This is a genomic window from Nonomuraea jiangxiensis (assembly GCF_900099965.1).
Taxonomy (GTDB): Bacteria; Actinomycetota; Actinomycetes; order Streptosporangiales; family Streptosporangiaceae; genus Nonomuraea; species Nonomuraea jiangxiensis.
Genome location: NZ_FNDJ01000034.1, coordinates 1 through 18,198, shown reverse-complemented (window position 1 = coordinate 18,198; position 18,198 = coordinate 1). Strand labels below are relative to the sequence as shown.

16 protein-coding genes are annotated in these 18,198 nt (G+C 68.9%); 5 read left to right on the top strand and 11 right to left on the bottom strand.

From position 1 onward, the window contains the following. Positions 1–2 precede the first annotated feature (2 nt). The 8 genes from BLS95_RS45785 to BLS95_RS45750 all read right to left on the bottom strand — a co-directional run bounded on the left by BLS95_RS45785 (position 3) and on the right by BLS95_RS45750 (position 10,303). A complete protein-coding gene (locus BLS95_RS45785) occupies positions 3–572 on the bottom strand; it encodes an LOG family protein (protein WP_090945906.1) in 570 nt (189 codons plus the stop codon). Next, entirely contained in the window at positions 547–1,506 is a 960-nt protein-coding gene (locus tag BLS95_RS45780; protein ID WP_218136305.1) for a metallophosphoesterase family protein, read from the bottom strand. Before BLS95_RS45780 ends, BLS95_RS45785 begins: the two co-directional genes overlap by 26 nt. Then, positions 1,493–2,281 carry a nucleotidyltransferase family protein gene (locus tag BLS95_RS45775; RefSeq protein ID WP_090945904.1) on the bottom strand — a complete coding sequence of 263 codons (789 nt, stop codon included), beginning with the start codon at positions 2,279–2,281 and terminating at the stop codon, positions 1,493–1,495. The genes BLS95_RS45780 and BLS95_RS45775 overlap by 14 nt, the downstream gene beginning before the upstream one ends. After that, positions 2,278–4,302 (bottom strand): PfkB family carbohydrate kinase, encoded by a 2,025-nt coding sequence (locus BLS95_RS45770; RefSeq protein ID WP_090945903.1) that lies wholly within the window; start codon positions 4,300–4,302, stop codon positions 2,278–2,280. Before BLS95_RS45770 ends, BLS95_RS45775 begins: the two co-directional genes overlap by 4 nt. A 29-nt stretch (positions 4,303–4,331) precedes the next feature. Continuing rightward, positions 4,332–6,017 carry an APC family permease gene (locus BLS95_RS45765; protein ID WP_090945902.1) on the bottom strand — a complete coding sequence of 562 codons (1,686 nt, stop codon included), beginning with the start codon at positions 6,015–6,017 and terminating at the stop codon, positions 4,332–4,334. Between the two features lie 51 nt (positions 6,018–6,068). Then, positions 6,069–6,887: a GntR family transcriptional regulator gene (locus BLS95_RS45760; RefSeq protein WP_143044174.1), complete on the bottom strand. Its 819-nt coding sequence runs from the start codon at positions 6,885–6,887 to the stop codon at positions 6,069–6,071. Between the two features lie 476 nt (positions 6,888–7,363). After that, entirely contained in the window at positions 7,364–7,678 is a 315-nt protein-coding gene (locus BLS95_RS58600; protein ID WP_245765686.1) for an FAD-dependent oxidoreductase, read from the bottom strand. Positions 7,679–7,951: 273 nt separating this feature from the next. Continuing rightward, on the bottom strand, positions 7,952–10,303 hold the full coding sequence (locus BLS95_RS45750; RefSeq protein ID WP_143044173.1) for an alpha/beta hydrolase: 2,352 nt from the start codon (positions 10,301–10,303) through the stop codon (positions 7,952–7,954). 966 nt (positions 10,304–11,269) lie between these two features. Between BLS95_RS45750 and BLS95_RS45745 the strand changes: the two genes are divergently transcribed. The 3 genes from BLS95_RS45745 (at position 11,270) to BLS95_RS60050 (ending at position 13,136) form a co-directional block, all read left to right on the top strand. Continuing rightward, positions 11,270–11,683, top strand: a complete 414-nt coding sequence (locus BLS95_RS45745) for a hypothetical protein (protein WP_176993739.1) — start codon at positions 11,270–11,272, stop codon at positions 11,681–11,683. Positions 11,684–11,763: 80 nt separating this feature from the next. Further along, the gene (locus BLS95_RS45740) at positions 11,764–12,891 is read left to right on the top strand and encodes an integrase core domain-containing protein (RefSeq protein WP_218136304.1); all 1,128 of its coding nucleotides are present in this window, start codon (positions 11,764–11,766) and stop codon (positions 12,889–12,891) included. A 62-nt stretch (positions 12,892–12,953) separates the two neighbouring features. Next, positions 12,954–13,136, top strand: a complete 183-nt coding sequence (locus tag BLS95_RS60050; protein WP_218136303.1) for an integrase core domain-containing protein — start codon at positions 12,954–12,956, stop codon at positions 13,134–13,136. 522 nt (positions 13,137–13,658) lie between these two features. On the opposite strand, the gene BLS95_RS45725 is transcribed toward BLS95_RS60050, so the two are convergent. Further along, on the bottom strand, positions 13,659–14,591 hold the full coding sequence (locus tag BLS95_RS45725) for an NAD-dependent epimerase/dehydratase family protein (protein ID WP_090945899.1): 933 nt from the start codon (positions 14,589–14,591) through the stop codon (positions 13,659–13,661). A 158-nt stretch (positions 14,592–14,749) separates the two neighbouring features. Here BLS95_RS45725 and BLS95_RS45720 point away from each other — a divergent pair, with 158 nt between their 5' ends. Both BLS95_RS45720 and BLS95_RS45715 read left to right on the top strand, forming a co-directional pair. Continuing rightward, a complete protein-coding gene (locus BLS95_RS45720) occupies positions 14,750–15,364 on the top strand; it encodes a TetR/AcrR family transcriptional regulator (RefSeq protein ID WP_218136302.1) in 615 nt (204 codons plus the stop codon). A 452-nt stretch (positions 15,365–15,816) separates the two neighbouring features. Further along, positions 15,817–17,304 (top strand): FAD-binding oxidoreductase, encoded by a 1,488-nt coding sequence (locus BLS95_RS45715; protein ID WP_218136301.1) that lies wholly within the window; start codon positions 15,817–15,819, stop codon positions 17,302–17,304. Between the two features lie 257 nt (positions 17,305–17,561). On the opposite strand, the gene BLS95_RS45710 is transcribed toward BLS95_RS45715, so the two are convergent. Next, on the bottom strand, positions 17,562–17,951 hold the full coding sequence (locus BLS95_RS45710) for a VOC family protein (protein WP_090945897.1): 390 nt from the start codon (positions 17,949–17,951) through the stop codon (positions 17,562–17,564). Continuing rightward, positions 17,948–18,198: ArsR/SmtB family transcription factor (locus BLS95_RS45705; protein WP_143044172.1), on the bottom strand; the 251-nt coding region annotated here is incomplete at its 5' end. The genes BLS95_RS45705 and BLS95_RS45710, both read right to left, overlap by 4 nt.

The window sequence follows — 18,198 nt, the reverse complement described above, 5'->3', positions numbered from 1 at the left end:
CCTCAGCCCCGCGGCCCTGGTCTGGTGGTCACGGCCTGTTCCAGCAGCGGCAGGACGTCGTCGACGTCCTCGGCGACAGGCGCCAGCCCGAGATCGCCCGGACCGATGACCAGCTCAGCCGCGAACGCCTCCCGCAGCCGCCGCCAGCGCGCGCCGAGCAGCACCAGCCTGGCCGCCCCGGGCTCGGTCTGCAGCGCGGACCAGACGACGGCCGCCTCGCCGAGCGTGCCCACTCCCCCGGCCAGCGCCACCACCACGTTGGCGGCGAGCAGGTGACGCAGCCGCTCGGGATAGTCCTCGGCCCAGCGCAGCTCGGTGCACCACGGACTCGGTGTGAGCCCCGGCCATCCGCGCATCGGCAGCCCGACCACCGCCGCGCCGCTCTCGCGGGCGCCCTGCGCGGCGGCGCCCATCAGCCCGCCGTACCCGCCGGTCATCACCCGCCAGCCGCGGGCGCCGAGCGTACAGCCCAGCACGTAAGCCTGCCGCCAGGCAGGATCGGGCGGCTCGAGCCGCGCCGACCCGATGATCGCGACAGTGGGCGCCTCACCCGGCGACGAGTTGGTAACCACGCAGCCCCTTCCTGACGGAGAGGGTGAGCAACGCGCCGCGCAGCACGCCTTCGGAATACTCGCTACCGGGGTTGATCGAGCGGGAGCCGCCGATCTTCGCCTCGCCGCGGGACTCGTGGATGTGCCCGTGCAGGGCCAGCAGCGGCTGATAGGTGCTGATCGCCGCGCGTACGGCCCGCGACCCGACTCCCGCGATCATCGGGCTACCGGACTTCATCACCGGGCGGAACTCCTCGTCAAGGAGCATGGCCTGGTCGATCGGGGTGTCCTTGGGTGGGACGTGCAGGTTGAAGATCGCCTTCGACATGTCGGGAACCTTGGCCGCCTCGCGGTCGATGCGTTCGGAGAGCTGCTCCTCGGGCAGCTCGCGGGGCGAGTCCCACGGGGTCGGGTTGGAGTAGCCGACCGAGATCATCGTGAAGCCGGCGGGCAGCTCCACGAGCCGCCCCTCCGGGTTGATCAGCATGTCGGAGGCACCGAGAACGTCGTCCACGAAGAGCGGGTCGTCGTTGCCGGGCGCGAGCAGGCACATGATCCCCGTACCCGCCAGCCGTTCCTCGGCGAGGGACATCCAGGCCGACAGCGTCTCGTGCATGTGCTTGCGGAAGGTGTCCTCGACGAGTTGCGGGCGCTCGCGGAACTCGGCGATCTCGTCGGGGGTGGTGTCGTAGGCGTAGAAGCCGGCGTCCGCGATCAGCTTCCGCAGCGCTGGCAGCTCCTCCTCGCCGACCTCCCTGTCCCGGCCGAACACGTGCGAGCGGTATCGCCCGCCGGCGCTCTCCACGATCGGCACCAGCATCTTGCCGGTGATGTCCCCGCCCATGATCAGTACGTCGGCCCCGTAGAACTTCCCGGCGTTGACGAACTTGCGGAAACAGCGGTCGGATCCGTGGATGTCGGTGGCGAAGAACACCTTGATCTCACGAGTGCGCATCGATGGGCCCTCCAATCTCATCGGGCAGGTCGTACCAGGCCATCCGGCGGCCCACCCGGTCGCGAACGCGCCACTTCAGCGACTTCGGAGCGGCGGTGAGCAGTTCGCCGATCAGCCGCGCCCGTCCGGTGACCGCCTCCGCGTCCGCTGAGGCGAGCAGTTCCGCGGCCAGGCCGGGCAGCCGGGCGAGGTTGTCGGTGAACGTGGTGTACCAGCCCCAGTCGGCGCCGGTGATCCGGACCAGCCGGTCGGAGCTGACGTGGTCGCCGCCCGCGCCGGGCGTGTCTCGCGGCGCGACCTCATGGGTGAGCAGGATGGTCAGCGCGTCGGTCAGGTCCTTGCGGTTGACCTCCACCACCTGGAGCTTGGTGAGCAGCAGGTCTGCCGGCGAGAGCGTCTCGGGGTGCAGGGAGAGCCGGTCGGCGAGATCCATGCTGTGGCACATCTGGAATCCGCCCACGAAGACGTCCAGCTTGCGCTCGTTGGGCTCGTCGGTGAAGAGCATCCGCCGGTCGCCGCGCATATTGTTGAACCGGACGTTGGGCTGGTAGCCCAGCTCTGTCATGGCCGCCCTGAACGGCTTGCCCTCCTTGGGGTGGATCACCAGGTCGATGTCGCCGTACTCGCGGCGCAGCGCGTCCGGTATCTCGCGGTGCCGATGCCTGGCGATGGCCAGGCCGCCTATGAGCCGTACGGTGAGGCCGCGCTCGGTGAACGCGGAGACGAGCCGGGTCGCCTCGGCCTCGATGTCGGCCAGGGGAACGGACTCGTTCATGCGGGCTCTCCGATCACGACACGGTGGATCGTGTCGTAGTGCTCGGTCTTCGCCGCCTGGCTGGGGAAGTTGTAGCTCTGCTTGCCCAGCACCTCGGCGAGGTGGAAGCCGATCAGGCTCAGCGGAAGCGCGGCGAGCAGGGGCGAGAACTCCTCGGGAACGCTCCCGGCCAGCGGCAAGTGCAGCGCGGGCGCCTCAGGAGTGGCGTCGCTGACGACGATCGGGGCGGCCCCGATGAAGGTCAGCTCGTCGAGGATCTCTCCCGCCCGGTCGGCGGAGGCGCCGGAGGGCGCCACCAGCACCACAGGGGTGCCGGCCGAGCTGACGAAATACTCCTCGTGCGCCCACTCCTCGATGTTGGTGCTCACCCCGACGAGCTGCGGGCCCTCGAACAGCTTTGCCGCGCCGAACTTCGCCGAGGACTCGTTCGGGCCTGCCCCGAGGAAGGTGATCCAGGCGTGCTCGGCCAGCCTCCTGGCCGCCTTGTCCGCGGGGCCGGCGTTCGCGAGCAGGGTACGTTCGGCCAGTTCGGGCACGGTGCCCAACGCGGCGCGGGCGGCCTCGGTTCCCCTTCCCCTTTCCCGCGCCCAACGCAGCGCGAGGTCGTCCAGCGTGGCGACCATGCCGAGGTAGGTGCTCGTGCCCGGTGAGAAGCCCAGGGTCGGCACCTCGATCGGCAGCACCACCTCCGCCGCACGGGCCAGCGCCCCGTCCTGGTCGTTGGTCAGCGCGATGGTCAGGTGCCCGAACCTGCGCGCCTGCACCGCCGCCTCAGTGGTGCGGCCCACCTTGCCGGAGAACGACACGCACACCACCGCGCTCCGCTCCGGCAGATAGCGCACCTGGTAGCGGGCCAGGTCGAGGGCGTGCACGGCCCGCGCGGAGACTCCCGCGTGCCGCTGGAAGGCCAGCGCGGTGGCCAGCCCGGCGAAGTGGGAGTCGCCGCAGCCGGTCAGGAAGAGATGCTCGATGCCGCGCTCGGCCAGGGTCTCGGCGACGCGGCGGACGTGGCCGTCCGGGTCGGCGAGATGCCTGGCGATCACCTCGGGGATCATGGAGATCTCCCTGCGCATGACATCGATGTCATAAGAAGTGTCGGCAGGATCAACGCCTGGGGTGGACAGGTCCGCGAAGCGCCGGCGGGCGGTCTCCGGGTCCAGGTCCGCCAGGGCGAGTGAGCCGAACCGCTCGACCGCCCAGGCCGCGCTGGCCGCGCCCCTCCGTACCGCGTCGGGCAGGGGCAGGCCGGAGGCCAGGGCGGCGGCCAGCGCTCCGCAGAAGGTGTCGCCGGCGCCGGTCGTGTCCACGGCGTCCACGGGGTAGGCCGCAACGTGCTCCACGGGCAGGCCGTCGGCGTCGATCAGAGCGCCCTCGGCCCCGAGCTTCACCACCACGGAGCGCACGCCCTGCCGCCTGAGCTCGGCCGCCGCCCTGGGCGGATCGTCGTACCCGGCCAGCGCGGCGAGTTCTTCCCTGCTCGGGAGGAATACGTCGGTCCGTACGGCCAGGTCGACGACGGCCTCGGGATCGGCCCAGTCCTCATGCGTGTCCAGCGTGATCAGCGCGCCGGGAGCGTGTGCCCTGATGTGCTCGACGATGGCCGCCGCCGCGCCCAAGGGCATGGCCGCGACATGGACCACCGGCGGGGGGTCACCGGCCGGCCAGCCGCCGAGGAGGTCGTCCGGCTGGACCGCGACCTCGCGGGAACGTTCCGGAGGGGTGCGGTACAGCCAGCGCCGCCGCCCGTCCTGCTCGTAGACCACCCAGTTGCGGACCGTGGGTCCCTCGATGGTCCGTACGCCGGAGGTTTCCACCCCTAGGCGCTGGAGCGTGTCCAGGATCTCCCCGGGGAAATCGTCACCCCGCCTGGTGACGATCCCCACCCCGGGGTTCCACAGTCGCGCCGCCAGCGCCGCGTAGACGACGTTGCCTCCGGGGGTGGCCATCCGTACGATGCCGTCGGCGCGTACGACGTCGTCGATGGTGAGGTTGCCGACAATGAGCACCCGTCGGGTCTCCATGGGAAAGCTCCTCCTGGTAGTTGGGTCGGTCACTCCGGCGGGATCTCGCGATAGACCAGGCCGAGGTCCACTCCCCGGCCGCGGTTGATGAGGCGGACGGCGACGTACCACACGATTCCAGTCACGATCACGCCGGACATGAACCACAGCGAGAGCGCCCGGGTCACCCCGAACGTCGAGTTGATCGTGTCGTTGGCGATGAAGGCGATCAGCAGCGCGCCGAGCGCGAGCACGCCGCCCGCCCCGGCCAGCGCCACCACGGGAATGCCGAGAAGGCGCTTGCCGCCGGCCGACTCCCAGACGGCACGCAGCCGGTACGGGAACGCCACGCCTGCCAGCGCGACGATGATGAAGGCCAGGATCTGTGCCAGCAGAGCGCCGAGCAGACTGGCGTTGGCCCAGTTGACCAGCGCGACCAGGGCGATCTCGCCGGTGACGACGCACAGCACGATGGCCTTGACGGGTGTGTGGAAGCGCTCGCTCACGTCCCCCAACTGCTGCGGCACGGTGCGGTCCAGCGACCAGGCGAGCATGTACCTGGTGGCCTGCATGGTCGACAGCGGGGTGCCCATCACCGCCCAGATCACGAAGCCGATGCCGATCAGGAGCAGCAGGAAGACGTTGTGCGTCAGCAGCGCGGCCAGGAAATTGAAGCCGGGCGGCAGCCCGGCGGGCAGGCCGAGCTTGTCGGGAGCGGCGTTCACGAGGTAGCCCAGGCTGCCCAGCCACCGAGGGCTGACGCGCGCCGTGACCACGATCGTGAGCAGGGCCAGCACCAGGCCGCTGGCCAGCACACCGCCGACCATCGCCCGGTACTGCGTCTTCGAGGCACGCTTGATCTCACCGCCGATCTGGGCCGAGCCCTGCGCATAGCCGACCACGAAGAACACCCACGGCAGCATCAGCAGCGTGTCGAGGAAGCTGAACGAGGCGTGGGCGCCGGTGTAGCCGGCCTGCTCCGCGGCCGGGATGATCTGGCCGAAGGTCAGGCCGCCGTTCCGGTGCGCGAAGTCGTCCCAGCCGCCGGTGATGTTCCCGCCCTGGAAGAGGAGCAGGACGAAGGAGATCAGCAGGCTGAGACCGGCGATCGCGAAGAGCAACTTCTGCCACCGCCAGTAACGCTGGCCGCCCAGCGCGAGGAGCACGCCGAAACCGACGGTGATGACCGTGCCGAGGCCGAGCACCCACCACTGGGTGGTGATGCCGAACAGGGTGTGCTGGCCGAGCAGGCCACTGCTCATGTCCAGCCACACCTTCTGGCCGGTGACGGTGCCCAGCGTGGCCAGTGCCGCCGGGACCGCGAAGGTGAGCGCGAAGTAGGCGTTGAACCCGATCCAGAAGAAGATCATCCACAGCCCCTGGCTCCAGGAGAGCAGGAACCCGAGGATCGGATGGAGTGTGCGGCTGACGAAGACGTAGTCTCCCCCGGAGCGGGGCATCGCGGCGGCGAACTCGGCGTACACCCTGAGCAGCGTGAACGCCATCAGCAGGGTGCCGATCACCACGGACAGCAGCATGTTGCCGCCGGAGAAGGCGGTCTGCGCCTGGAGGAAGAGATAAACGCCGCCGACCGCGACGTTCATCCCGAAGGTGTTCATGACGAAGGCGTCGAAGAACGACACCTCGCGAATGAGGCCGGTGGCGTTCCGGACGAAGACGCCGGCCTGCTGGTCAGAGGAGGAGGTGGGGAGTTGGCTGGGTACGGCCATGGTCATGGCCCCTCTCTGTCTGGCCGCATGACGTGCATGACTCGTGCGGCCGTCGAGCTATCGAATGGTCCCCTCTGGGGATGTCCGGGGGGTCGGCTGGATGCCGGCCCCGTGCTGCGGATGGCTTTCGATCTCGAACCTGAACCGGTCGGCCTGGTAGAGCACCTGGGAGAACTCCACGGGAGTCCCGTGCTGGTCACGGGTGACGGCTTCCACGCGCAGCAGCGCCTCGCCCACGGGCACCTGGAGGTGGGTGGCGTGCTCGGGCAGCGCCCTGACCACCTCGATGATGTTGTGGGCGGAGGTCATCACCGTGCCGTACCGCTCCTCCAGCAGGTGGTAGAGCGAGCCGCTCAGGTCGGTGTCGGCCAGGCCGGGATACGGCGAAGCGGGTAACCACGCCGTGAGCAGCACCACCGGCTCGCCGGCCAGGTACGCCAGCCGCCGCAGCCGCAACAGCTCCGCGCCGTCCGGCACCCCGAGCTTGGTGCTGACCGGCTCGGCGGCCGGGACCGTCTCCACGGCCAGCACCCTCATCGCCGTGGGCAGCCCGGTCGCGTTGAGCGTGTCGGTGAAGCTGGTCAGCAGCTGGATCTCAGTGCCGACCTTGGGCTCCTTGACATAGGTCCCCCGGCCGCGGGTCCTGGTCAGGTAACCGTCCTTGACGAGCGCCAGGATCGCCTGGCGTACGGGGGCGAGGCTCACTCCGAGGCGCAGCGCGTACTCCTTCTCCTGCATGAGCTTCTGGCCCGGGGCGAGGCGCCCGGACAGGATCATGTCGAGCAACAGCCGGTAGATCTGCTCGTGGTACGGCACGGGCGACCCCCGATCGATCCCCGCGGGGAGCTCCGACGGACTCTGCTCAGGCGGCCTCATGCCGAACACCGTAAAGATTATAAGTTTCTAACTTATTACTTCAAGGTTGCATTTATGTCGTGATGTCGGTTCTGACCTGGGGGAACGAGCCGCGAGTGGAGGCTGTGCGGTACCAGTACGCCCCCTTTGGCCCAGAACCTCGCGAGTTCTTTGCGCCCCCGCGGCACTGAGGAGCTTGGCCGGGCGATCGAGGCCGCGACCATGACGTTCCGTGACCATGGCCGGCCACCGGAGACGTCGCGCGGGTACAAGTCGGCTCTGATCGCGTCCTGGGCTGTGCATTGCTGGGCGGACCCAGAAGTCCAGGCCTCTCTTCCCGACACCCGAGGTAGCGCCGCCCGGGTCTTCTCCGCCTATATGAGTGACGTGCATCGAGCCGCCAACAGCCACTTCCGGGAAAAGCAGGGTGTCAAACCGCAGTTCGGAGACGTACCCGAAGACGTCCGCCTTCGCGGTACGCCAGCGGACCGGCGCGGTCATCCCCGCGGAGGCGTTGTAGATGTAGGCCTGCGCGTTGGAGTCGGTGAAGACCTCCAGGGGCACGCCCAGCTCGCGGGCGTAGTCCACGGTGACCATCCACTGCGCGAGCCGGGCGGTACCGGCGTTGAAATAGGCCCGTCGAAGAAGCGGGCGGTCTGGGTGGAGCCGTCGAGCTCGGTGAGCCGGTCGCCGCCCCTGATGGTCCAGTTACGGCCGCCGACCCGGTCCAGCGCCTCCAGGATGGTGCAGTCGTAAGCCGCCTTGCCCAGCTCGTAGGCGGTGGCGAGGCCCGCGACGCCCGCGCCGAGCACGACCACTTTCTTGGGCGAAGAGCGTGCCTGCGCCGCCCGTCGTGCCCACCGCTGTCAAGAAACTACGCCTGCTGTAGCCCATGGCACCTCCAAGATCTCTGGAGGTGAGTGTGAGCGCGATCTGTTGCGGTAGATCGTTTGCCAAGCTTCTCCGATGGTTCACCCTTTGCCGCAACAAGGGCGAAATTTCGTATTTTTGGGGGCGTGTGAGGATGACACGGCGGCCGGCCGCGCAACGCGGCCGGCCGCCCTCGCGTGGTGTGGGCCCGCGGGTCAGAGCGCGTCGTCGTCGGTGGCCACCAGGCGGGTGAAGCCGCTGCCGATCACCGCGTTCGCCGGCACGGACGCGACGACCTGGTAGGACTGCTCGGCGGCGGCCGGGGTCGTGTTCCCCGTCACCGGCACGGTGAAGGTGACCGAGGTGCTCCGGGCGGGGATGACGACCTGCTGCGCCAGCGTCGTGACCACCGGGGCCGTGCCGGAGCTGATCGACTGGATGTGGACCGTCACCGGCTCAGTGGTCCGCTCCGACAGGGTGAGCCGCAGCGTGGCGGTGCCGGGGCCGTCGCCCTCGGGGACGGTGACGCCATGGATCGCGACCTGCGGCAGCTCGTCCAGCTCGGACCGGCCCACCTCAACGTCGGAGAACGCCAGGTCGCTCAGGTAGACGCCACCGGCCGGGCTCACGCCCCTGAGCCTGATCTCGCGTACGTCCCGCGGGTCGATCCCGCGCAGCGACGACAACGGGATGCGCACGGTACGCAGCCAGGTCTTCGGCAGCGGCGAGGCCGTACCGGGGAAGGGCGTCAGCGCGTCGCTCACGTCCGAGACGTTGACCGTGGCCGACCTGCCGCGGTCGTCCACCAGGCTGACCGCGAGGTCGGCGCCGGTCGCGTTCTCGTCCAGCGCGGCCCGGAAGGTCAGCACGTCGTCGCCGGCCGGCTTGCGTTTCGGCACCGGGACGCGCACCTGGCCGGTGGTGTCGCTCCAGGCAAAGCGCAGGACGGGGGTCGCGGTGACGTTCCCCGCGTACGTGGCCGGCGTCCAGGACGGCGCCTGCGAGGTGGTGAGCCTGCTCGCGCAGGCCGGCAGGCCGCTCTGTGGCGAACGGTCCAGCATGCTCGCGCAGACCGAGGCCGTCGCCGATCCGGACACCCGGAACGGCACGGACGCCGAGGTGAACGGCGCCACGTCGAGCCGGTTCCTGGCCGGAGCCTGCGCGACGGCGTGCACGACGGTCCGCCCGGCGGAGGCGGCGGTGCCCCCGCTGCCGTCGAAGAGCGACAGCAGTGGCTCCTCGTCCCCCTGGACGAGGCGGAAGAAGCCGGCGATGTACGCGGTGCCGGCCGCGTACTGCTCGGCCGGGCTCAGCCGGTCCGGCGCGCCCGTCCCGCACACCGGATCGGGCGCTCGCCAGTCGTCGGACGCCGGGGCGGTGGCCACGCCCGGGGTCCACTCGGTGTTGAAGAAGTTGTGGTTGGCCCCCATCATCATCAGCGAGGAGCGGAAGGCCGGGTCGTCGTCCACGGCGTAAAGAGAGTCGTCGTAGAAGTGCTGGCCCTGCTGGTTGGAGACGTCCCCGTCGCAGTAGGGCAGGATCACGGCCATCGGGACGCCGGGCAGGGTCGCCCGCGCGAAGTCGGTGGGCGCCAGCGGCAGGACGGCCTTGATCCCGTAGGGCTTGGGGCGCCCGGCGTTCATCAGGGCCGCCTTGACCACGCCCTCGCCGCCGCGCGAGTGGCCCATGAGCCCGATGTCGTCCAGGTCCAGGCGGCCCTTGAACAGCCGCACCATCGCGGGGTCGCCGTGGCCCCTCTCGGCCGCGGCCAGCAGGTCCAGGTGGCGCATGACGACCTCGCCGCGGGCGAGCGCGCCCCGGTCCTCGCTGAAGGGGTTGTCGGCGGCGTTCACGCCGTTGGCGCTCACCGACACGACCGCGTACCCGTGGCTGGCCAGCACGTCGGCAGGGCCGTCGTACCCGGTGTAGCTGGCGATCGGCTGCTGCTCGGCCGGGCACGGCCAGGTCGAGTTGGACGTCGTCCTGGTGACGGGGTTGTAGCAGGCCGAGTGGCGGCCGTGCAGGAAGACGACGAGCGGGCGCTCGCCTCTGGCCTCCTTGGGCAGGTACACCTTCGCCCGGATCTCCGCGGGCCGCCCGCCCAGCCCTTGCAGGGTGATCGCGGTGTCGCCGAGGTCGTACTCGTCGTGCACCACCGTGTAGCGCCCGCGGGCCGACGGGTCGACCGGCAGGTCGTGGCCCGGCTTCTTCCTGGTGACCTGCGGGGGACTGAGCTGCGGCGTGGCCCGCTGCGCGGCCTGCGCGGGGACCTCGCCGTTCCAGGCCACGTCCACGGACGAGGCCGCCGCCGCAGCGGGGTCGGTGGTGGTGACGGTCAGCGTGGTGCCGTCCGGCGACTCCTCGGCCGGGCCGAGCGACGTGCCGTTGACGGCGAGCTCCGGTACGGCGTCGCGGACCGGCAGCGGTGCGTCGAGGCGGAGGATGACCCGGTAGCCGCCCTCCACGCTCTCGACCGACCAGGCGCCGTCCGCACCGGTGCCCGAGGCCGGGGGATCGGCGTGCGCGGGCCCAGCGAGGAGCTGGGTGGAGAGTAGGGCGGCCGTCAAGGTACCGATGATCGACCGCGTCAGAAGCCGCGCGTGTAACCGCATGTCGTATCCCTTAGAACATGCCCCAGATGTCGCCGAGTGGGGGCGATTATTGGGGTTTGTGAACGTACGACCGAAATAAGATCGCGGTTGGCCGCCTGAGCGCGTTACGGCCGGTTTGCAAGCTCGTAAATGACCTTGAACCTCGCCGTCGGCCGGGGCACGAGGAAGGCATACATGGCGGAGACAGTGAGGGGTGCGGGCGGTGAGAGCGCCGGGTGTGGCGTGGTCGCCGTCGAGGAGGTACCGGACGGCTTCGGGCAGATGTATGGCCAGCCGCTGAGCACTTCTGGCCGATCAGAACAGGCCTCACCCGCCGCCCTCGAGGCGCAGCGGGAGGGTGAAAGGGCCCACTGCACAAGCGAGCGTTCGGCACAAACTGTCAGCCTGGCGCGGGCTCTCGAAGCCCCTCCAAACCCCTGACGAGTGGACGCTGCGTTTCACCCGTAAGGGCGGCCCCGCCATGCAGGGCGACAGGCTGTGACTCCAAAGTCACAATCCGCTCTGCAGTGATAGATCACATAAGTCCCGATCAGGGCATACGCCCCGGATTTGGGGTAAGGACAAGCCGGCCGTCTCGCCTGGAACCGCGTACGGCCGCGCCTCACCTGCGCGATTCACCCTCCGTATCCAGCTGGCCACGCTCATCATGGCGGGGCGTGCGGGTCGGATGCCTGGAGGGGGGTCCGGCCCGTACAAACGGGTGTGCCAACCCGACGCGCCACCCCCATCGGGCCCGCATCCACACTCCCGCGTCTCCTCCCTCCCACACACCATGAAGCCTGTTTTCGCAGGTCACAGCAGTCTCGGACACTTTCCGGACAACGCTCGTCACCGGCTCCACCACAGCCGGCCGTCAGTGAACGACGCCACCCAATCTGGGGAAGGGGACACACCCACACGTGTGAGCGGGAGGCGATCCACATGCCGAGCCAGAAGGACGAGCTGGCTGAACGCCGCTTCGCCAAGCTCGTCGACCAGATCAAGGCGATGATGACCGCCGCCCTCAAGCCGGAGTACCGCGGCTTCTACGGCCACCTCGTCCTCACCCGCGAACCGGTCGCCGAACTGGGCCAGGTGGCCGAGATCCGACGAGCCGCGCGGGCGGCGGGACGCCAACTCGGCTGGAAGGTACGCACCCACGCCACCGATGAGGGAACGCTGTTCCTCCTCGATGACCGCGACCCGCCCCAAGAGATCCGGGAACTGGCGGCCCGCCGTTCCGCCGAGGCCGTCTCGGCCGTCATCGCCAACGCCCGAGCCGAGGCCCGAATGCTCCACACCAGCACGCCCAGCACTCTCCCCACACGCCTGAGCGACCCAGACCAGGGCCTCTGACCGACCGCGCTGCAGTCCACACCCGGCAGCGGCGATCCTGTCCCGTTCGGAAATACGGTTGCATGCTGTGAGCTGGGGTTTTGCTGCGTTATCAGGACGGCGACTGCGACCATCTCGAGGTGTTGTCATCGCTTGTCTACCGGTTGGTGAGGTGCTTGTTCGGCCTGCTGACCGTTCTGATCCGCTCTGATCTGTCCAAGGATGTTGAACTGCTGGTACTCCGTCAGGAGAACCAGGTGCTCCGCCGTCAGCTTGGTGGTCAGCCGCGTTGGGGTCACGTCGACCGGCTCTGGCTTACGGCGTTGTCCCGGCTGATCCGCCGCTGCCGGTGGGCAGAGGTGTTCCCGGTCACCGGCAGCGGTGATCCTGCGTGGCACCGCAACCTGGTAGCGCGTAAGTGGACCTTCACCGACAAGAGAAGCCCGGGACGCTCTTGCACTCGCCGGCTGGTCAAGGCACTGATCGTGCGGATGGCGCAGCAGAACCCGACCTGGGGACACCGGAGAATTCAGGGTGAGCCGGCGCGCCTGGGCTACTCGATAGCGGCCTCCACGGTCTGGGAGATCCTGCACGCCGCCGGTATCGATCCCGCACCCCGCCGGGCCGGGCCGACCTGGCGACAGTTCCCGACCGCCCAGGCCCACGCGATCATCGCCTGCGACTTCCTGGTGGTCGAGACGGTCCTGCTCAAACAGCTGTATGTGCTGGTCTTCATCGAGCACGGCACCCGGCGGCTGCACCTGGCCGGAGTAACCGCCCACCCGACCGGAGCATGGACCGTACAGCAGGCCCGCAACCTGGTCATGAACCTGGGTGATCGCATAACCGAGCTACGGTTCTTGATCCACGATCGCGACCCGCTCTTCACCTCCGCCTTCAACGCGGTCTTCACAGCTGAAGGACTGCGGGTCATCACCACGCTGCCGCGGACACCGAGGATGAACGCCATCTGCGAGCGAGTCATCGGCACCCTGCGCCGTGAGCTTCTGGACCAGATCCTGATCCTCAACGAACGCCACCTGACCTACGTGCTCCGCGAGTACCTGATCCACTACAACGCGCACCGGCCGCACCAGTCCCGGCGCCAACGGCCTCCGAACATCGCCACACAGCCCTCCCGCGACGTGACCGACCTCGACGACCTACGATCCATCCACCGAAAACCCGTTGTCACAGGAATGATCAACGAATACCACCACGCCGCATAGCCGCAGCTCAAGCCACGTAACTCAATATTCGAGCGGCACAGGATCCGGACGGTGCGAGCCGAGTGCACCGATCGCCTGCTGCTCTATGGCGTCACCTGCGCTCGGTCCTGAGCGAATATGTCGATCACTACAACGCCCATCGGCCGCATCAGGCTCCTGGACAACGGCCACCCAATCAAGATGAGCATGTGGTGGTGCCGATGGGAGGCCGGATCGAACGCCAAAGGTGCTCGGAGGAGCAATAAACGAGTACCGCCGAGCCGCATAGCTCGGTCGAAGAAGCCCAGCTCAACCACGTACGCGAGTATTGACGCCCTACAGGATGTCCGAGTCACGGCCGAACACCGTGCTGCGGGAGCTCCCTGGTTGCGGCCACTGGGTTCATGACGATGATCCGGCAGGCTTCGCCGAGGCCGTACGGGACTTTCTCACCCGCCTGTGAACGGGGCTCGACCCACGCCCGGCGTTTCGTATCGTGCGCGCCGATGAGTTGCGCGAGAGTCAGCCTTTCCAGGTCCGTACCAGGCGTATAGACGCTGTCCGGAATCTCCGCAGCCCGTCAGGGTCATCCGCGGTGCCGCGGCCGGCAGGTCGCCGGGTGCGCACCGGCCGCCGCGCTTGCAGACCGACGTCTGGCCATCCAGGGCTTCTCCTGGACGATACTCCCACCCGGGCTCGGCCATCCCTGCGAAGAAGCGCGAACAGCGTCGGCCTTCGCAAGGAGAAGGAGGGCGAGGCCAGGAACAATGCCTGGCTGGAGGGTTCCGTCAGGCGGAGACGGTCTCGCGGAGAGCCTCTTCCAGCGGCGTGGGCTTCAGGCCGAAGGCCGCGGTGGCGGCGGAGGAGTCGACCAGCCAGGGGCGGTCGCGCTGGTGGGTCAACTCGCGGAGCTCGCGGACCAGCTTCGCCGGGGGGCCCGCGATCGGGGCGAGGAGGCCGACGGCCCGCAGCACGGCGCCGGGCATCACGGACAGGCGGGGCGGGGGCGATCCGGTCAGGGCGCTCACCCGTGCGGCGATCTCCCGCACCGACGCCGGGGCGTCGCTGGGCACGTGCCACGGTGCGCCCCAGGCCCGCTGTTCCTCGGCGAGAGTGACGAGGGTGCGGGCCACGTCGCCGACGTAGGTCCAGGTGTGCGGCGCGTCGAGGTCGGCGGGCACGCTCGCCCGCCGACCGGCGGCCACCGGTTTGATGACGGTCTCGCTCAGCCAGGTCAGGGCGCCGGCGCCGACGAAGTCCGACGCACGCGCCTCGATCGCCCTGATCCGGCCGGCCCGGTGGCGTTTCAGCGCCTCCATCCACATCCGTGCGCGAACCCTGCCCTTGACCGTGGTCGGCTCGAGCGGCAGGTCCTCGGTGAGAGGGTCGGTTGCGGGGGCGTAGCCGTACAGGTTTCCGGTGCTCGCGAGCACGGCGCCGGTGGCCTCGGCGGCGTCCAGCAGCGACGCCCACAGCGGCGGGAAGTCGGTCGTCCAGCGCCAGTAAGGGGGTGCGGCGCAGTTGTAGATCACGGTCGCGCCGGCGGCGGCCTGGCGGAACGCGGCGGTGTCGGCGGCGTCCACGGCGACGCGCTCGATCCCGGGGTGCTGAGGTCCGGCGCCGCGCCGGGTGATGACGCGGACCCGGTCTCCGCGCTCGGACAGCAGGCGTGCGGTCGCGCTACCGACGGGCCCGGCTCCGACGACGACGTGCAGGGACATCGTTCCTCCTCAACGGTGAAGCACGGGGCAGTGCGGCCCGTTACCGCTTGTGAGCCGGGAACGGCTCACAAGCGGCAACGCGGTTACTGTAACACCTCTTACGGTAACGAGAGAATACCGGTGGACAACCGCACCAGTGGCGGGCGAGGAGACGGAGGATGACGATGGCCAGACCGAAGACCGGGGCCCGTGAGCGGCTGCTGGCGGACACGGTCGCCTACGTCGCGGCCCACGGCATGGGCGAGCTGAGCCTGCGCGACCTGGCCGCCGCCATCGGCAGCAGCCCCCGAATGCTGATCTTCCATTTCGGCTCAAAGGAGGCGCTCCTGGTCGAGATCGTGCGGGCCATCGAGCGCCGGCAGCGCGAGTTCTTCCGGCAGGTCGCCACGGCAGGCACGGGGACGCCGGTCGAACGGCTGCGCACGATGTGGCAGCACCTCACCGACCCTGCCTTCGCGCCCTACCAGCGGCTGTTCTTCGAGCTGTACGGTCAGGCCGTACAGGGCCGCCCGCACGCCACCGCCATGCTCGACGGCCTTCTGAGCGACTGGATCGATCCTGTGGCCGACATCTTCGAGCAGATGGGGATGTCCCCCGGGCGGGCCGCGCAGGAGGGGCGCCTCGCCATCGCGGTCGCCCGCGGGCTGCTCATGGACCTGCTCGCCACCGGTGACAGGGAGGCGATGAGCCAGGCGTTCGAGGGCTTCGTGTCCGCCTACAATCCCGGCGGCGCCCCCCGGCAGGCTCTGAACCGCCCGTCGGACGAGGGGTGACGAGCCACGCGGCGTCGCCTGTGTCGGTCGTAGCCCACTTGCCGTCCCGCCGTACCGATCGCCTCAGACGGGCCGGTTGGTCGGCGCCCAGGCCGCTTCGAATGCCTCCGTTGGTCTCGGACCTGGGACTTTCTACCTTCTCCAGTCTGATCACGTTAAGTTGAAGTAGCTTCACGCTTGTGAAGCCCTGTCTACGTGACCGAGCTTCTTGCCGACCGGGTGAAAACGGGGAGGCCGAAGTTGGGTCTGGCGGTGGCGAAGGATCTTCGGGTGGCGCGTGCCCCGGCCTCTGCGGAGGACGTTCAGGAGGAAGCTTCGTGAGCACGCCGGATCGTCGCGCTGTACTGGCCGGACTGACCATGGGCGCGGTAGGCGGCCTGGCCACGGCCAGCGGCGACAGCGGCTGGGCCAGGCCGGCCGCCGCGGGGACGCCCGCCATCTGTCCGCCGCCGATGCCGGCGGCCAAGGTCGGCCCCCGCGACACCCGATATCCGGACCTGGTCGCCAGGGGGGCCAACCAACGGTTCCGCGGTACGCCGGAGTACGTCCATCTGGCCTCGTCCACCGACCAGGTCGCCGCCGCGGTGGCCGCCGCGGTGAAAGCCGGAAAACGCATCGCGGTGCGCAGCGGCGGAGGCTGTTTCGCCGACTTCGTCGACAATCCGGACACTGAGGTCATCATCGACCTGGCCGGGATGACCGGTCTTTGGTACGACTCCACCCGCCGGGCGTTCGCGGTGGAGCCCGGCTTGCAGCTCGGGGAGCTGTACCGGCGGCTGTTCCTGGGGTGGGGGGTGACCGTCCCGCTCGGCAGTTGCCCGGAGGTCGGCGCCGGCGGGCACATCATGGGCGGTGGACACGGCGCGATGTCCCGGCTGCACGGATTGGGTGTCGATCACCTGTACGCCGTGGAGGTCGTGACCGTCGACGCCTCCGACTCGGTGCGGGTCACCGTTGCCACCTGTGAACCCGACGATCCGAACCGCGACCTGTGGTGGGCGCACACGGGCGGTGGTGGCGGCAACTTCGGCGTGGTGACCCGCTACTGGCTGCGTACTCCTGGCGCGACCGGTGACGATCCACGGCGTCTACTGCCACGCCCGCCCGCGCAGGTGCTGGACTTTCAACTGTTGTGGGGGTGGGACTCACTCGACCGCGATTCGCTCACCCGGCTGGTACGTCAGCATGGCCGATGGCATGCCGAGAACAGCGCGCCGGGTTCACCCGGCACCGCGCTGCACAGCGCGCTGCTGCTGTTCGGTACCAAGCTCGGCGCGGTCATCGTGAAGGGGCAGATGATTGGTCCGGAGGCCGAGCGGAAGCTGGCCGGCTACGTTTCCGCCATCACCGCAGGCATGACCACGCCACATCATCTGGAGAAGACGTACCGGCCCTGGCTTGAGAACCAGACGTCGGCCGGCGACAGCGAGGAGATCCTCGGCTCCCGGTTCTTCGTCAAGACCGGTTATCTGCGCGACCGGTTCACCGACGCGCAGATCGCCCCACTCTGGCAGGCCCTTTCTGCCAAACCCGAGGCCGGTCCGCAGGGCGCGGTGTGGCTGGTCTCCATCGGTGGCCAGGTCAACGCCGTCGGTTCTGGTGACACGGCCGTGGTGCAACGCGACTCCGTGCTCAAGGCCGTTTTCACCGCGTCCGGTTCGTCGGCCGAAGACGACGCTGCGCATCAGCGGTGGGTACGCGAGCTCTACCGGAAGGTGTATGCCGAGACCGGCGGCGTACCGTCCCACGACACGCGCGACGGCGGCTGCTACATCAACTATTCAGACCCAGATCTGGCCGACCCGGCGCAGAACACCTCGTCTGTGCCCTGGCACGCCCTCTATTACGGGGCGAACTATGCACGGCTCCAGCGGGTGAAGCGGCAGTGGGATCCACAAAACCACTTCCGGCACGCTCTGTCGGTACGACTGCCCGACTGAACTGAGGCTCCGCAACAGCGTTCATATCAATGGCGGCGAGCACACAGACGACATGTGGTGTGCTCGCCGTGTGCTGTCTGTCATGACCCGTTCAATCCCGATGGGCACTGAACGGACTCGGGCAGTTAGCGTCCACGGGAGCGGTGTACGAGTTTGACCTGGTCGCAGCGCGTGGCATCGAAGCTTGAAGCGACTCGGGAGGCCGGGCGTTCGGTTCCGCGATACCGCCGAGGATGGCTGATCACCTCGCCGGGAGATCAGGAACGGCCGGACTCCGCGAGCAGATGTATGACACCGGCTGGGTTCTTGATCCAGTGGGTTCTGGATTCGAGGTTCTCCAGGGGCTCGACCTCGTCACAAGGGTGGATACCGATGTCGGCCAGTTTGCTCGCTGCCGCGTCCAGGTCGTCGGTGTGGAGTTGCAGCCACAGGTCGGGCTGGCTGTAGTTGTCGACACAGTCGAGCCACAGCGTATTGGGTCCGAACCGCACCGAATGGGTTCTCGAGACGGTCGGAGCGTAGGAGACGTCGTCTTCTTCGACGTCGAAGCCCAGAGTGTCGCGGTAGAAGGCCACGGTGGCCTCGTACTGTGCCTTGGGGATCTTCATGGCGATGTTCAGGCCGGCCGTGAATTCAGGCTTACTCATTGTTGTGTGACTCCTTGGTTCGTGTCGGTGGCGTCCAGTGCACCTTCCAGCGCGGCGAGCCGGTCATCCCACCTGTTGGCGAGCCTGGCCAGCCACACCTGGGCTGGGCGAATGGCGGCTGGTTCCAGCCGGTAGGGATGGCGGCGTCCGACCGGTTCGCCGGAGCTGATCAGGCCCGCTTCGGCGAGCTGGCCCAGGTGCTTGGCGATCGCCTGGCGGCTGATGGGCAACCGTCGCGCCAGATCAG

Coding starts and splice junctions, on each gene's coding strand:
- BLS95_RS45780 (WP_218136305.1), bottom strand. CDS start 1,506: ATGCGCACTCGTGAGATCAAGGTGTTCTTCGCCACCGACATCCACGGA.
- BLS95_RS45775 (WP_090945904.1), bottom strand. CDS start 2,281: ATGAACGAGTCCGTTCCCCTGGCCGACATCGAGGCCGAGGCGACCCGG.
- BLS95_RS45770 (WP_090945903.1), bottom strand. CDS start 4,302: ATGGAGACCCGACGGGTGCTCATTGTCGGCAACCTCACCATCGACGAC.
- BLS95_RS45765 (WP_090945902.1), bottom strand. CDS start 6,017: ATGACCATGGCCGTACCCAGCCAACTCCCCACCTCCTCCTCTGACCAG.
- BLS95_RS45760 (WP_143044174.1), bottom strand. CDS start 6,887: ATGAGGCCGCCTGAGCAGAGTCCGTCGGAGCTCCCCGCGGGGATCGAT.
- BLS95_RS45745 (WP_176993739.1), top strand. CDS start 11,270: ATGCCGAGCCAGAAGGACGAGCTGGCTGAACGCCGCTTCGCCAAGCTC.
- BLS95_RS45725 (WP_090945899.1), bottom strand. CDS start 14,591: ATGTCCCTGCACGTCGTCGTCGGAGCCGGGCCCGTCGGTAGCGCGACC.
- BLS95_RS45720 (WP_218136302.1), top strand. CDS start 14,750: ATGACGATGGCCAGACCGAAGACCGGGGCCCGTGAGCGGCTGCTGGCG.
- BLS95_RS45715 (WP_218136301.1), top strand. CDS start 15,817: ATGCCGGCGGCCAAGGTCGGCCCCCGCGACACCCGATATCCGGACCTG.
- BLS95_RS45710 (WP_090945897.1), bottom strand. CDS start 17,951: ATGAGTAAGCCTGAATTCACGGCCGGCCTGAACATCGCCATGAAGATC.